This is a genomic window from Nonomuraea sp. NPDC048881 (assembly GCF_040649795.1).
In the GTDB taxonomy this organism is placed as follows: Bacteria; Actinomycetota; Actinomycetes; order Streptosporangiales; family Streptosporangiaceae; genus Nonomuraea.
Window position 1 is genome coordinate 430,161 of the sequence record NZ_JBEZGC010000008.1, and the last position, 14,190, is coordinate 444,350.

15 protein-coding genes are annotated in these 14,190 nt (G+C 73.3%); 9 read left to right on the top strand and 6 right to left on the bottom strand.

Annotation, left to right across the window (positions count from 1 at the left end):
• Window positions 1-51 precede the first annotated feature (51 nt).
• Window positions 52-501: a DUF6789 family protein gene (locus AB0C33_RS29200; RefSeq protein ID WP_358293542.1), complete on the top strand. Its 450-nt coding sequence runs from the start codon at window positions 52-54 to the stop codon at window positions 499-501.
• Between the two features lie 13 nt (window positions 502-514).
• On the opposite strand, the gene AB0C33_RS29205 is transcribed toward AB0C33_RS29200, so the two are convergent.
• Window positions 515-988: a GNAT family N-acetyltransferase gene (locus AB0C33_RS29205; protein WP_358293544.1), complete on the bottom strand. Its 474-nt coding sequence runs from the start codon at window positions 986-988 to the stop codon at window positions 515-517.
• Between the two features lie 311 nt (window positions 989-1,299).
• Between AB0C33_RS29205 and AB0C33_RS29210 the strand changes: the two genes are divergently transcribed.
• From AB0C33_RS29210 to AB0C33_RS29220, 3 genes are all read left to right on the top strand, one after another.
• The gene (locus AB0C33_RS29210; RefSeq protein WP_358293546.1) at window positions 1,300-3,708 is read left to right on the top strand and encodes a PQQ-dependent sugar dehydrogenase; all 2,409 of its coding nucleotides are present in this window, start codon (window positions 1,300-1,302) and stop codon (window positions 3,706-3,708) included.
• A gap of 16 nt (window positions 3,709-3,724) precedes the next feature.
• Window positions 3,725-5,473 (top strand): CBM35 domain-containing protein, encoded by a 1,749-nt coding sequence (locus AB0C33_RS29215; RefSeq protein WP_358293548.1) that lies wholly within the window; start codon window positions 3,725-3,727, stop codon window positions 5,471-5,473.
• A gap of 64 nt (window positions 5,474-5,537) precedes the next feature.
• Entirely contained in the window at window positions 5,538-6,080 is a 543-nt protein-coding gene (locus AB0C33_RS29220; protein WP_358293550.1) for an isochorismatase family cysteine hydrolase, read from the top strand.
• Here AB0C33_RS29220 and AB0C33_RS29225 read toward each other — a convergent pair.
• The gene (locus tag AB0C33_RS29225; RefSeq protein WP_358293552.1) at window positions 6,070-6,906 is read right to left on the bottom strand and encodes an alpha/beta hydrolase; all 837 of its coding nucleotides are present in this window, start codon (window positions 6,904-6,906) and stop codon (window positions 6,070-6,072) included. The genes AB0C33_RS29220 and AB0C33_RS29225 overlap by 11 nt on opposite strands.
• 72 nt (window positions 6,907-6,978) lie before the next feature.
• Between AB0C33_RS29225 and AB0C33_RS29230 the strand changes: the two genes are divergently transcribed.
• Both AB0C33_RS29230 and AB0C33_RS29235 read left to right on the top strand, forming a co-directional pair.
• A complete protein-coding gene (locus tag AB0C33_RS29230) occupies window positions 6,979-7,530 on the top strand; it encodes a helix-turn-helix domain-containing protein (protein ID WP_358293553.1) in 552 nt (183 codons plus the stop codon).
• A 184-nt stretch (window positions 7,531-7,714) separates the two neighbouring features.
• Entirely contained in the window at window positions 7,715-8,122 is a 408-nt protein-coding gene (locus tag AB0C33_RS29235) for an ATP-binding protein (RefSeq protein WP_358293555.1), read from the top strand.
• 109 nt (window positions 8,123-8,231) lie between these two features.
• Here the strand turns inward: AB0C33_RS29235 and AB0C33_RS29240 are convergent, their stop codons facing one another.
• Together AB0C33_RS29240 and AB0C33_RS29245 are read right to left on the bottom strand one after the other, a co-directional pair.
• Window positions 8,232-8,702 (bottom strand): nitroreductase family deazaflavin-dependent oxidoreductase, encoded by a 471-nt coding sequence (locus tag AB0C33_RS29240; RefSeq protein WP_358293557.1) that lies wholly within the window; start codon window positions 8,700-8,702, stop codon window positions 8,232-8,234.
• A gap of 110 nt (window positions 8,703-8,812) precedes the next feature.
• Window positions 8,813-9,427 (bottom strand): TetR/AcrR family transcriptional regulator, encoded by a 615-nt coding sequence (locus AB0C33_RS29245; RefSeq protein ID WP_358293559.1) that lies wholly within the window; start codon window positions 9,425-9,427, stop codon window positions 8,813-8,815.
• Between the two features lie 63 nt (window positions 9,428-9,490).
• Here AB0C33_RS29245 and AB0C33_RS29250 point away from each other — a divergent pair, with 63 nt between their 5' ends.
• Together AB0C33_RS29250 and AB0C33_RS29255 are read left to right on the top strand one after the other, a co-directional pair.
• The gene (locus AB0C33_RS29250) at window positions 9,491-10,090 is read left to right on the top strand and encodes a hypothetical protein (RefSeq protein ID WP_358293560.1); all 600 of its coding nucleotides are present in this window, start codon (window positions 9,491-9,493) and stop codon (window positions 10,088-10,090) included.
• A gap of 64 nt (window positions 10,091-10,154) precedes the next feature.
• Window positions 10,155-10,685, top strand: a complete 531-nt coding sequence (locus AB0C33_RS29255) for a GNAT family N-acetyltransferase (RefSeq protein ID WP_358293562.1) — start codon at window positions 10,155-10,157, stop codon at window positions 10,683-10,685.
• Here AB0C33_RS29255 and AB0C33_RS29260 read toward each other — a convergent pair.
• A complete protein-coding gene (locus AB0C33_RS29260; protein WP_358293564.1) occupies window positions 10,660-12,081 on the bottom strand; it encodes a hypothetical protein in 1,422 nt (473 codons plus the stop codon). The two genes, AB0C33_RS29255 and AB0C33_RS29260, sit on opposite strands and share 26 nt — an antisense overlap.
• Window positions 12,082-12,205: 124 nt before the next feature.
• A complete protein-coding gene (locus tag AB0C33_RS29265) occupies window positions 12,206-12,727 on the bottom strand; it encodes a snapalysin family zinc-dependent metalloprotease (protein WP_358293566.1) in 522 nt (173 codons plus the stop codon).
• Between the two features lie 189 nt (window positions 12,728-12,916).
• On the opposite strand from AB0C33_RS29265, the gene AB0C33_RS29270 reads away from it, so the two are divergent.
• Window positions 12,917-14,173 carry a cation:proton antiporter gene (locus AB0C33_RS29270; protein ID WP_358293568.1) on the top strand — a complete coding sequence of 419 codons (1,257 nt, stop codon included), beginning with the start codon at window positions 12,917-12,919 and terminating at the stop codon, window positions 14,171-14,173.
• Window positions 14,174-14,190: the final 17 nt, after the last annotated feature.

Here is a 14,190-nt window from a genome sequence, read left to right on the forward strand (position 1 = left end):
GTTCTGGGTCATGGCCGGTTTCCGGCGTTCCGTCCCGGGCACCGGCTTCGCATGCGCAACCTCATGAAAGGCGCCGCGGGCGGCGCCGTGGCGACCGCGGCGATGAGCGTGGTGATGCTCGCCGGCAGCCGGGCGGGCCTGATGGAGGACCAGCCGCCGAAACGCATCGCGCGGGCGTTGCTGCCCGGCCACCGGCACCGCCCCAAGACGGGCGAGGGCGTCGTGGGGGCGCTGGCCCACCTGGGGTTCGGCGTCACCGCCGGAGCCCTGTACGGCCTGCTCACCCGCGGGCGCCGCACCCCGTCCGCGCTGGGCGTCGGGTACGCGCTGACGATCTGGATCGCCAGTTACGAGGGCTGGATCCCGAGCCTGGACATCCTGCCGCCGGTCTCCCGCGACCGGCCCGGCCGTCCCGCGGTGATGGCCCTCGGGCACGTGGTCTACGGATCGGCCCTCGCGACGACCCTGAACCGGCTCAACGCCCGTACGGACCCCGGATGAGCGGGCGCGGCCGTCATCGGGGCGGGAGCCACAGCTCGAAGACGACGCGGTCGACGCCGGGGCCGTCGTAGTCCGGGACGGGCCCGGTGACCGTGAAGCCCATCGCGGCGTGGAAGGCGATGGACGCGCCGTTGACCGGGGAGGTGATCGCCCTGACCCGGTCGCGCCCGTCGGCCGTGGCGAGCGCGAAGAAGCGCCGGTAGAGGCGGCGGGCCAGGCCGCCGCCGCGCAGGCGCGGCGCGACGCCGACGAAGTGCACGTAGGCGAGGCCGGGCGTCGAGGGCGACAGGATCCCGACGAGGAACCCGGCCAGGCCGTCGTCGTCCTCCGCCACCAGGCTGGTGCGGTGGAAGTGGTCGAGGAACAGGCGCGGCAGCCCGGCGCTGATCGGCCGTCCCCACCAGTCGTCCAGCACGGCGACGATGCGGCCGTGGTCATCGGGCTCGGCCGGCCGCAGGCGCGGCTTCCCGGGGTCGTTCTGGTCCATGATCACGTATCGTCCCGGCAGCACCGCGCGGCTGTCCAGCCGCCGGGGGTGAGCGTTGACGTCGGTTTCCGGGCCGCATGGCGCGGGGCTCCCGCCGAAGGGTGACGATCACAGATCCGACCTCCCATCTGCTTCAGGCATACATCTCGCACGGATGTCTGTCCACGGCCGTCCGCACCTCCGATGTCTCCTCCGGGCCGAGTTAGTAAAGTTTCCTAAAGTTGGAGCGTTCCAAGATCGACAACTTGTTGACGGGTGTGACTCCCTGTGGGAACACGATGAAAAGCCGCTCACCCCCCAGGAGCCACCCGATGAACTCGTGGAAGCCCCGGTTATGCGTCCTCGCGCTGGTCGCGGGCGCGCTGGCCGTGCCCGCCGGCCCCGCCGACGCCGCCCCCACCAGGTACGAGGCCGAGAACGCGACGCTCTCGCAGGGAGCCGTCGAGTCCAACCACACCGGCTACTCCGGCAGCGGCTTCGTGAACGGCGACAACGTCGCCGGCTCCTACACGGAGTGGACCGTCAACGCGCCCGGCGCCGGAACCGCCACGCTGGCCCTGCGCTACGCCAACGGCACCACCGGCGACCGGCCCGCCGACCTCGCCGTCAACGGCTCGGTCGTGGCCGCCTCCCGCGCCTTCGCCCCCACCGCGAACTGGGACACCTGGGCCACGGTCACGCTGACCGCCCAGGTCAAGGCGGGCCCCAACACGATCAGGGCCACCGCCGCCACCGCCGGAGGCAACCCCAACTGGGACTACCTCGACGCCGACGTCCAGGTCAGCGGCTTCACCGACTACCAGGCCGAGACCGCCACGATCGCGCGGGGCGTCGTGGAGTCCAACCACGCCGGCTACACCGGCTCCGGCTTCGTCAACTACGACAACGCGACCGGCTCGTACGTCGAGTTCCAGGTCAGCGCGGCGGCCACCGGCCCGCAGAGCCTGACCTTCCGCTACGCCAACGGCACCACGATCGACCGGCCGCTGAGCATCTCGGTGAACGGCGCCGCGAGCACCCGTTCCTTCCCCGGCACCGGCGCGTGGACCACCTGGAACGAGGTCACGCTCAACGCCGCCCTGAACGCGGGCGCCAACACCGTACGGGCCACCGCGACCACCGCGGACGGCGGCCCCAACCTCGACCGGCTGCGCGTCAGCGGACCGGCCGACACCCAGAAGCCGACCGCGCCCGGCCAGCCGGTGTGCGGCGAGATCACCCACAACAGCCTGAAGCTGGACTGGCCGCCCGCCACGGACGACATCGGCGTCGTCGCCTACGACATCTACCAGCAGGGCCAGCTCATCGCCACCGCCCCCGCGCCGCCGGCCACGCTGACCGGGCTGACCCCCGACTTCGGCTACCAGCTGTCGGTGTTCGCCAGGGACGCCTCCGGCAACGTCTCGCTGAGCAGCCCCGAGGCCGCCTGCCACACGCTGCCCGCGCCGCCGGACGACCCGCCCTCGCCGCCCGGCACGCCCGCGGTCAGCGGCGTCCAGCCCACGTCGGCGACCGTCACCTGGGCCGCCTCCACCGACGACGGCGGCGTGCGGGCCTACCTGGTCCGCGACCACGCCTCCGGCGCCGTGCTGGCCACCGTCACCGGCGCGCCGCCCGCCACCAGCACGAGCGTGCCGCTGGAGTGCGCGCGCACCTACCAGCTCGACGTCGTCGCCCGCGACACCGCCGGCCAGCTCTCCGCGCCGAGCGCGGCGTCGACCGCGTTCACCACGGGCGGGTGCGGGACCGTGCCCCAGACGCCGACCTCCGTCGCGGGCGGCTGGGACGTGCCCTGGGACGCCTCCTGGACGCCGGACGGCTCGTTCGCGCTGGTCACCGAGCGGGACACGTTCAAGGTGTTCAAGGTGACACCGTCGGGCACGAAGACGCAGGTCGGGACCGTGCCGAACGTGCAGACCACCGACGGCGAGGGCGGCCTGATGGGCCTGGACCTCTCCCCCACCTGGAACGGCACGACCGACCAGGAGGTGTTCTTCATGCACACCGCCGCCGAGGGCAACCGCATCGCGAAGATGAACTTCAACGGCAGCACGCTCAGCGGCTACACCACGATCCTCCAGGGCATCGACAAGAACCGGTACCACAACGGCGGCCGCATCCGCTTCGGCCCCGACGGCTACCTGTACGCCACCACCGGCGACGCCCAGCAGTCGGCCAACGCGCCCAACCTGAACTCGCTCAACGGCAAGATCCTGCGCCTGACCAGGACCGGCGCCGCCGCGCCCGGCAACCCGTTCGGCACCCGCGTCTACAGCTACGGCCACCGCAACCCGCAGGGCCTGGCCTGGGACTCCGCCGGCCGGCTGTGGTCGTCGGAGCTGGGCAATTCCGCGCGCGACGAGCTCAACCTGATCCAGCCCGGCAAGAACTACGGCTGGCCCACCTGCGAGGGCACCTGCACCGCCTCCGGCATGACCAACCCCAAGTACACCTGGGGCGTCGCCGAGGCCTCGCCGAGCGGCATCGCGATCGTCGGCAACACCGTCTTCATGGCGGCGCTGCGCGGGCAGCGGCTGTGGCGCATCGTCCTGAACGGCGAGAACGTCTCGACGGTCAACTCCTACTTCAACGGCACGTACGGCAGGCTGCGCCTGGTCGAGAAGGTGCCGGGCGCCGCCGCCATCTGGTTCGGCTCGACCAACTCCGACAACAACGGCGACGGCAGCGCCGACACGATCCGCCGCTCCGCCATCCAATAGCCCAGAGGGAGTGACCGTGCTCGCAACCCGCTTACGCACCCTCGTCCCGGTCGCCGCCGCGTGCCTGGCCGTCTCCGCGCTCGTGGCGCTGCCCGCGCGCGCGGCGACCGTGCGCTACGAGGCCGAGAACGCCGCCAACGTCCAGGGCGCCGTCGAGGCGAACCACGCCGGGTTCTCCGGCACCGGCTTCGTCAACAGCGTCAACGCGGCCGGCCCGTACACGGAGTGGACCGTGGACGCCCCGGCGGCCGGCACCGCCACCCTGGCCATCAGGTACGCCAACGGCACCGGCTCGGCCCGCGTCGCCGACGTCTCCGTCAACGGCACGGTCGTGTCCGCCGGGCGTTCGTTCGGCGCGACCGCGAACTGGGACACCTGGGCGACCTCCACCCTCACCGCCGCCCTGAACCGGGGCGACAACAAGATCCGGGTCACCGCGGCGTCCGCGGGCGGCAACCCCAACCTCGACTTCCTGGAGGCCACGACCGCCGAGGCCCCGGCCACGGAGTACCAGGCCGAGGCCGCGACGCTGACGGGGGCGAGCGTGGCCACCAACCACACCGGCTACACCGGCGCCGGGTTCGTCGACTACGTCAACGCCCCCGGCGGCTCGGTCGAATGGTCGGTCAACGTGGCCGAGGCCGGCAGCCACACGCTGACCTTCCGCTACGCCAACGGCACCGCCGCCGGCCGCCCGATGGACGTCGCCGTCAACGGCGTCACGGCGGTGACCGGCCTGGCCTTCCCCGGCACCGGCGGCTGGGACACCTGGGCCGACGTCCGCGCCACGGTGACGCTGAACGCCGGCGTCAACACCGTCCGCGCGACCGGGACCGGCGCCGAGGGCGGCCCGAACGTGGACAGGTTGTCGGTCAGCGGCGCCGGCGGCGCCGACGGTCAGGCGCCCACCGTGCCGGCGAGCCCGCGGGTGACCGGCGTCTCGGCCACCGGCATCTCCCTGGCCTGGACGGACTCCACCGACAACGTGGGCGTCACCGGCTACCGCGTCTACGAGGGCACGACCGTGGTGGCGACCTCGCCCACCGCGAGCGCCACGGTGGCGGGGCTGGCCGCCGGGTCCGCCCACACGTACACGATCACGGCGGTGGACGCCGCGGGCAACGAGTCCGGGCACAGCGCCGCGGTCACCGGCACCACGACCGGCGGCGCCGGCGGGCCCACCGCCGACCAGCTCCTCGCCGAGCTCACCACGTGCGCCCAGATCTCCAACGGCAAGTACAAGACCGACTCCGACGTCTCCGCCGGGACCGTCGCGGTGTGCGGCAAGACCGGCGGCGTGTTCTGGAAGGGCGACCTGGACATCGACTGCGACGGCGTCCGGACCGCGCAGTGCAACGAGAGCACCGACTGCTGCTTCCAGGCCGAGACGTTCTGCCACACCACCTCGGACACGCCGCTCAACGCCGCGCAGCTCCCGTACGTGGTGGTGCCGAGCCCGAGCTCGATCTGGGACTACCGGACCAAGGGCATCGGCTGCGGGACGGTGGTGGCGGTCATCTACAACGGCCAGGTCGAGTACGCGGTCACGGGCGACACGGGCCCGTCGGGGATCATCGGCGAGGCCTCCTACCGCACCGCCGCCGACCTGGGCATCAACCCCGACCCGAGCAACGGCGGCACCGACTCCGGCGTCACGTACATCGCGTTCACCGGCTCCGGGACGAAGGTGGCCGCCATCGAGAACCACGCCCAGGCCGTGACGCTGGGCCGGACCCTCGCCCAGCGGTTCATCGACGACAACTGACCGACCGCGTCATGCCCTGATTTGTCCTGGATAAAACAGCAGGTAGCTGGACAGGACAGGGGTCATGGCAAGATCTGCGCTGGTCGTCATCGACATGCTGAACCCGTACGAGCACCAGGACGCCGAGCTGCTCGTCCGGCAGGTGGAGCCGATCGTCGAGCCGCTCGCGGACCTGGTGGCGCGGGCCCGCGAGCGGGACGACGTCGAGCTGGTATACGTCAACGACAACTACGGCGACTTCGCCGCCGACCGGCGGGAGATCGAGGAGCGGGCGATGAAGGGCCGGCGGCCGGACCTGGTGCAGCCGGTCCTGCCGCCGCCGGGGTGCGCGTTCCTGCCCAAGGTGCGGCACAGCGCGTTCTTCGGCACGTCGCTGGAGTACCTGCTGTCGCACAGCGGGGTCGAGCGGGTCGTCCTGGCCGGGCAGGTGACGGAGCAGTGCGTGTTGTACAGCGCGCTGGACGCGTACGTGCGGCACTACGAGCTGACCGTGCCGCCCGACTGCGTGGCGGCCATCCACCACGATCTCGGGCAGGCCGCGCTGAACATGATGGAACGCAACATGTCCGCCCGGCTCACCCCGTCCGGCGACTGCTTCACCCGATGAGCCGGGCCGTGCGGTCGGCGACGAGGTGCGGCTGCTCGGCCTGGACCAGATGGCCCGAGAGGACGTCCTCGTGGCGCCCGTCGGGCAGGCTGTCGGCGTAGCGGCGCTGGTGCTCGCGGTTGGCGGCGTGCTGCCGCTCCCGCCCTCGGGCGGCCCGGGTCACCGACAACACGATCGTCGGGCAGCTCGGCGGCCGAGGGGGTCGCGCCCGGAACTCCGGGATGGCGGCGGCCACGGCCCGGATCTCCTGGCGCGTCCGGGCGACCCCGGCGGGGGTGAAGTCCTCGGCGAGCATGGTCCGGTAGGTGTCGGCGGGGAACAGCCGCCGGACGTTCCCGCTGAACAGCCGCGCCGACGGACGGAACCGGCTGAGCGCCTGCGTCACCGCCATCACGCGGTCGACCTGCGCGGCGGTCCGGTCCCAGGTGTCGTACACCGGCGAGGTCTCCGGCAGGACGTCGGCCAGCAGCAGCCCCCGCAGCCGGGGCCCCAGCAGCTCGGCGGCACGGCGCGCGACCAGCCCGCCCATGCTGTGCGCGACCAGCACGAACTCCCCCGGCACGACGGCCTCGGTCATCGCGACCAGGTCGTCCGCCAGGTCGTCGATGCCGAGCGGCCCCGTGGCGGGGCCGCTGCGCCCGCGCCCGGCCCGGTCGTAGGTCACCAGCCGCGCCCTGCTCGCCAGCAGCGGCGTCACCGCGTCCCAGCAGGTGCGCCCGCAGCCCCCGCCGGCCTCGAACACCACCGGTAAGGGTCCTTCACCGGTCTCCTCGACATAGACGTGCCGGCCGTTCACCGGCACCGTCCGCCCCGGGACGTCCCGCATGCCGCCTCCTCCGCTCCGCGAACCTAACGTTTTCATTTTGGATAACGGTATCTCATATGAAATCGTTAGGCCATGGACCCTGTCGAGCAGCTGCTGCACCCCGTACGGCTGCGCATCGTGCACGCCGTGGCGGCCGCGGGCACGATGACGATCGCGCAGCTCTGCGCCCGTATGCCCGAGGTTCCCAAGATCACCGTCTATCGCCAGGTCGCGCATCTGACCGAGGGCGGGTTCCTGGAGGTCGAGGGCGAGCAGCGCGTACGCGGGGCCACCGAGCGCCGCTACCGGCTGCGCCAGGACCGTCCCGCGATCGACGCGGGGGCCGCCGCGTCGATGTCGCTCGACGACCACCGCAGGGGGTTCGCCGCCGCCATGGCCGTCCTGATCGCCGAGTTCGACGCCTACCTGCGCCGCGAGGGCGTCGATCCGGTCGCCGACTCGGTCTCCTACCGGCAGGGCACCGTGTGGCTCAGTCCCGGCGAGCTCGCCGCGATGCTGACCGACCTGCTGGCGGTGCTGGGCGACCGGCTGGGCAACGCCCCGGCCCCCGGCCGCGCCCCCTACCTGCTCAGCGCGATCCTGTTCCCCTCCGGCGAGCCGCCCGCGCCCGAAACCGGCCTCTAGCCCGAGGTCGTCCCCATCCTGGGCAGGCGCGGCACGCCTTCCGGAGGGGTTTCACGGGATTTCCGGCCGAATGTCGTATCAGGGTGCCTAGGATTTGCTCACTGACGGATGAGTGGCCGCACACACTCCGCTCGTTCGCGGCGGGGGGCCGGTACCGACCAACGGGACGAATCAGGCGGTGACCATGGGCGAGTCCTTCGGGCTGCACGTGCCGATCGGTACGAACCTGGCTCACCTGCGGGGCCTGGTCAGTGCTTTCGCCCTGGAGGCGGGGCTCGACAGGCAGCGGGTGGAACGGCTGGTGCTGGCGGTCAGCGAGGCGGCCGGCAACGTCCTGGAACACGCCCAGGCGCCCGGCACGGTGAGCGCCCGCAGCGACGAGGACGGCGTGACGGTGCACGTGATCGACGAGCGCGGCACCCTGACGCACGCCCACCTCGACCGCGTCCCGGCCTGGCCGCCGCAGCGCGGCATGGGGCTGTGGATGATGCAGCGCGTGTGCGACCGGGTGACGCTCGACCACCCGGACGGCCGCTCCCGGCTGGAGCTGTTCATCCGCCGCGCCCCCGCGGACCAGGACGGGCAGCCGTGAACCCCTGGGCGTGGCCCGATGCCCGACTGGTGGTCGTGGAGGACTCCGGGCACACCGGGAGCGGCGCCTTCCGCGACGAGATCCTGAAGGCCCTGGACGGCTTCGCCGATCACCCCGGAACGAACCGGACGAACGGGATGCGGCTGCCCACCTCGCGGTAGTCGTCCACGCCGCCGTCGACGGCGAAGCCCATGATCCGGCAGAGCCGGCGGGCGGCGGCCGGGTGGCGGGGGGCGTACCGGGCCATGATGTCCGCGCCCTCGCCGGGCTCCAGCGGCACCGCCGTGGCACGGCAGCGGCGGCCGCCGACCTGCAGGCTCACCTGCGGGGTGGCCATGACGTTGCGGTACCAGTCGGCTTTGGGGCCGAAGCCGGAGGCGGCCACGTAGCCCTGCCCGTCGCGCTGGACGACCTCGATGACGGCCCGGCGGGGCAGGCCCGAGACGCGGCCGGTGTGGGTGAGCAGCATGACGCGGCCGCCGAGCACCGGCCCGAGGCCGAGACGGTACAGCAGGATGGGCAGCCGCCACAGCCGGCGGCGCAGCCCGGTCGGCGGGTCCGGTCTGCTGACGATCTCCATGGTCGGTCTCCTTCCGTGGTGGGTGGCGGGCCCCGGACGGCCCGGTCGAGGACGGTCTCCTTCCGTGGTGGGTGACGGGCCCCGGACGGCCCGGTCGAGGACGGTCTCCGTCAGCCGGGCGGCGACGCGGCCGGCTCGCCCGCCTCCAGCAGGTCCTCCACCGCCGACAGCGCCGCGCCGACGGGGAGGGCGGGGTCGATCATGTGGTGCAGCATCAGCCCGTCGATCGCGGCGGTGACGAGCGTGGCGACGCCGTCGAGGCGGGCGGCCGGCCAGCCGGGGCGCAGGCGGCCGAGGCGGGCGGCGATGCGGCCGCGGGCCCGGCGGAGCTCGTCGCGCAGGACGGCGCCCAGGGCCGGATCGCGGGTGGCGCCCACGATCAGCTCGGCGGCCAGCCGGGTCGTCGGCCCGTCGGCCGCCGCCTGGGCCGGCAGGCCGCGCAGCAGGGCCAGCGCGGCGCGCTCGTCGTCGGCGGCCAGCAGCTCGGTGACCAGCGGGCCGACGACGAGGTCGGTGGCGTGGCGGAAGATCGCCTCACGCAGGCCGGGCAGCCCGCCGAAGTGGTAGTGGATCAGGCCGGGGTTGGTGCCGGCCCGCTCGGCGACGGCCCGCGTGGTGACGCCGGGCCACCCGTGCTCGCCCAGCAGCGCGACCCCGGTCTCCACCAGTTGCTCACGACGGCGGTCGCCGCGCGCCGAATTTGGCCGATCGGCCAAGTTGGTCATACGGCCAAGTTAGCACGGGGAAAATCGCGTGCGCCACGGCGGCGGCCGGTGTTGCATGTCCGGATGATCGACGAACCGCTGGACCGCCTCCGCGCCGCCGCACGACGTACCCGCGAACTGGCCCTGGACCGGGGGGCCACCGGCGTGGGCCACGAGGACGCCGACGACGACGCCGGCACGATCGGCACCGACGGCGCCCTCGGCTTCGACCCGTTCCCCCTGCTCGAAGCCCTGCACCGGCATCGCGTCCGGGCCGTGGTGATCGGGCAGGTCGCCGGCATCATGCACGGCTCCGCCGAGCTGACCGGCGACCTTGACCTGCTCTGGGACGGCCGCCCCGCCCACGCCCCGGCCCTGGCCGCCGCCTTCGCCTCCGTCGGCGCCCGGCTCGCCGACGAGACGGGCGGCCCGCTGCCCCTGCACCCGGACTCCCTGCTGCGCCCGAAGACGCGATTCACCTCGCCGGGGGCCGGCGGCGACTGCTGCACCCCGGCGCTCCCCTGGGGCGGGCTTCGGGTCGGCGAGTGCCTGGACCGCGCGCTGACCGCGACCGGCCCCGGCGGCCTGGAGGTCCACTACGTCTCCCGGGAGGACCTGATCCGGATGCGCCGCGCCCTGGGCCGGCCCAAGGACCTGCGCCGGGCGGCCGAACTGGAGGCGTGACCTGCGGCGCCCCGGCGGAAAACGAGTCGTCGGGGCGCGCGGCGTTCGAGTAGGTTCGCCGTTCATGACCCCTACTCTGCGCACCGAGCGGCTGCTGCTGGAGCCGTACGTCCCCGCCGACGAGGACGCGTTCGTCGCCATGTTCCAGGATCCACGGGTCACGCGGTGGATGGGGGACGGCACCGCCACCGAGGCCGAGGACCGCGCGCTGTTCGGCCGCATCTTCAGCAAGGTCTACGCCCAGGACCTGTTCGCCGTCTGGGCCGTACGCCGGGACGGCGAACTGGTCGGGCACGCCGAGATCAAGCCGACCGACACCGTGTCGGGCCACGAGCTCATCTACGCGCTGGTCCCCGCGGTGTGGGGGGCGGGCCTGGGCCGGGAGCTGGCCGAGGCGATCGTCGGCCACGGCTTCGACGCCCTCGGCCTGACCGAGGTGCACGCCACCGTCGCGCCGGACAACCTCGCCTCGCTGGCCGTGCTGCGCAAACTCGGCTTCGAGCACGTGCGCGACATCACCGAGGACGACGGCGGCACCACCCGCGTGCTGACCCGCCGCCGTCCGCCGGTCACTCCACCGCGCCCGTCCGCGTGAGCAGGTCCTGGTACCAGGCGTCGTAGGGATGGTTGGTGGCCGGGTAGTTCGCCGGCGGATCGGTCGCCTGGCCCGCCGAGTCGAAGTCCCAGCCGCGGACGAGCCGGCCCGCCCGCCGCGCGTCGGTGATGAACGACGACTGCCCGGCGGGCGCGGCGTAGAACAGCGCGTCCTGCCGCAGCTCCGCGCTGTCGCCCTGCTGGAACTCGGCGAAGGCGACCTGGCGGTGGCGGATGCGGTCGCCGGTGAACGCGTCGGTGTCCACCCGGAGGGTCCGCGACGGGGTCGGGCCGTCGGCGCCGGTCCACACGTGCACGCGCGGCGCGCCGCCGTAGGAGGTGGTCTTGTCGTGGCGGGCGTCGGAGGTCCTGGCGTTGCCGCTCCACGCGACGCTCGCCGCGCCGGCGTCGAGCGTGCCGGACCACTCCCAGTTCTGGCTGTTGCTCTGGCTGCGGTGGATCTCCCGGAGCCGGGTCCCGCCCGCGTCGGTGAAGCGGACGGTCGGCAGGACGCCGTTGTCGTACTGGCGGCCGGCGGACCAGGTGATCTCGCCGGCGGCGTCCAGGCGTCCCACGCGGTACCAGAGGGTGGTGGCGTTCTGCGACTGGTGGACCTCGACCAGGTCGCCGTTGTCGTTGAGGGCGACGGCGGGGGTGACGCCGCTGTCGTACCTGCCGTGGCGCAGCCAGGTCACCCGGCCGTCGGCGCCGTACGCGCCGGTCCAGTACCACAGCGCTCCGGCGCCCGAGTCGTGCACCTCCACGACCTGGCCGCGGGCGTTGGCCGCGACGGCCGGGTTCGAGCCGAGGTCGCGCTTGTACAGCGTGCGGGTGGTGCCGTCGCCGGAGATCACCGGGAGCACGCGGCCGCGCAGCGCGTCCACGGTGGGCGGGCCGGCGGGGTAGTCCTCGGCCCGCAGCAGCCGCGGCCCGAAGGCGGCGACGAGCTCGTCGTTCAGCGCGGCCGGGTTGCCCGCGGCGTGGGACGGGTTGTCGGTCAGGTCGTCCTTGAGGTCGAGGGCGACGACGATCGGCGCGGCCGCGGGATGGGCCGCCGACCAGCCGGCGATCACCGCGAGCCAGTCGCCGAGGAGGTTGGAGGCCGGGTTGCCCGCGTGGTCCACCTCGTCGCCGGGGGCGTCGTGGCCGACGGAGTAGTCGCGGGCGGTGGCGTACCCGTTGTCGTGCACGTCGAGCTCGACGAAGCGGACGCCGTGGTCGAGCTGGTAGGCGATCGAGTTCCTGGCGCCGGCGATGTTGCCCGAGTAGCTGTTGTGCGTGGCGCGGAAGACCGCCGAGGGTAACGGCACGTCCGCCGCCGCCTCGGCCGATCCGCCCGCCGTCAGGACCGAGGCCGCGGCGGCGAGGGCTGACAGGACGGCTCTCGAACGGGGCATGCGCTGATCCTCACGTCGGGGGGCGATTGCTCCCAGACAATACGATCACGGCCCTCCGGCCAACCCCGCCGGACGAACCGGCGGGGCGGCGCGGAGTGAGACAGCCTGACGGGTGCGTCGGAGGTCAGCGGTCCTCGTGGACGCGGCCGAACTCGACCGCGGGCGCGCTGCCGGCGAAGTTGCGGTCCACCTCGGCCCGCTCGGCCACGCTGGGGGTGGCGTTCGTGCAGCTCACGGGGGCGCTGGAGCCGGACATCAGGTCGCCGCAGAGCCCGGTGCGCCGGTCCGGCAGGCCGAGGATGTGACCGATCTCGTGGGTGGCGATCCGCAGCGGGTAGTAGCCCTGGTTGACCGCCTGGCGGCCCATCCAGATCGTGCCGCGGCCGAGGCTGGTGGGCAGCGTCCTGGGCCAGTTGTTGTCGGCCAGGACGACGAAGCTGGCGGGCGTGCCCTGCATGAGCCGGACGTTCACCACGTTCGCGTTCCAGACCTGGGCGGCCTGGTCGATCACGTTGACGAACTCCGCCGACCGGGAGGCGTCGTACCGCAGCACCCGGACCAGCACGGCGGCCTGGGCCGGGGAGGTGACCAGCAGGAAGGAGAGGGCGAGGACGACGGAGAGCGTGACACGGAGAGACCTTGACACGGATCCTCCTCCAGAAGTTGGGGGGTCCTGTCACGGTAGGCGCGCAGTCAGGGGTGCGAAAAGTAGCTATTAGTGCATATTGCCGCGATATGCCGACGACGGCCCCGGCTTGTCGATCCGAGCGATACTGGGCGGGTTGCGCGCATAAAAGGAAGATTGTCCCGAGTTGATCAGGGCAGTGGGGCCGGGATGTCCACCCCCGATCTCGTCCTGGCCCTCGGCGGCGCCGCCGCGCTGCTCGCCGCCGTCCTGCCCGGCCTGCTCGCCCGCCGGGCCTTCTCCCCTCCCCTGGTCTACCTGCTCGGCGGCATGGGGCTGTACCTGCTGCCGATCGGGCTGCCCGAGCCCGATCCCGTCGCCCACCGGGCGGCCGTCGAGCACATCACCGAGATCTGCGTGCTGGTCTCGCTCATGGGCGCGGGGCTGGCGCTCAACCGGCGGATCGGGTTACGGAGCTGGTCGACGACGTGGCGGCTGCTCGGCTGGGCGATGCCGCTGACCGTCGCCGGGGTCACGGCGGCGGCCTCCGGCGTGCTGGGCTGGCCCGTCGCCGCCGCGCTGCTGCTGGGGGCCGTGCTCGCGCCGACCGACCCGGTGCTCGCCTCCGACGTCAGCGTGGGCGAGCCCGCCGACGCCGAGAACGCCGACGACGAGGTCCGCTTCGCCCTCACCTCGGAGGCGGGCCTGAACGACGGGCTGGCCTTCCCCATCGTGTACGCCGCCATCGCCCTGGCCACCGCCGGCGGCCTGGGCTGGACGGGCGAGTGGGCGCTGACGGACGTGCTCTACCGGATCGTCGCCGGGGTCGTCTGCGGCCTGCTGATCGGCCGCCTGCTCGGCCGGCTGTTCTTCCACTCCCCCGCCGAGGAGCTGCGCCTGGCCGAGCGCCGCGACGGCTTCGTCGCCCTGGGCGCCACCCTGCTCGCCTACGGGGTCACCGAGCTGGTCAGCGGCTACGGCTTCATCGCCGTGTTCGTAGCCGCCTGCGCCATCCGCCGGGTCGAGCACGGACACGGCTACAACAACGTCCTGCACGGCTTCGTCGAGCAGCTCGAACGGCTCTTCACCTCCTGGCTGCTGCTCCTGCTCGGCGGATTCGTCGCCGCCGGCGGCCTGGCCCCGCTCACCTGGCGCGGCGTCCTCGTCGGGGTGCTGCTGATCCTGGTCATCCGGCCGCTGGCGGGCTGGCTCTCCCAGGTCCGGGGCCCGGCCGGCCCCCGCGAGCGCCGGGTCATCTCGCTGTTCGGGATCCGGGGGGTGGGGTCGCTGTTCTACCTGGCGTACGCGCTCGGCCACGCCGACTTCGGCGTGCCGCCCGAGGAGCTGTGGGCGGTGACGGCCTTCACCGTGGTGCTCTCGGTCGTCCTGCACGGCATCACCGCGACCCCGGCCATGGCCCGCCTCGACGCCCTCCGCGAGCGCCTGACCACGGGCGCGCGGGGGTAGGACGCGGCCTCGCGGAG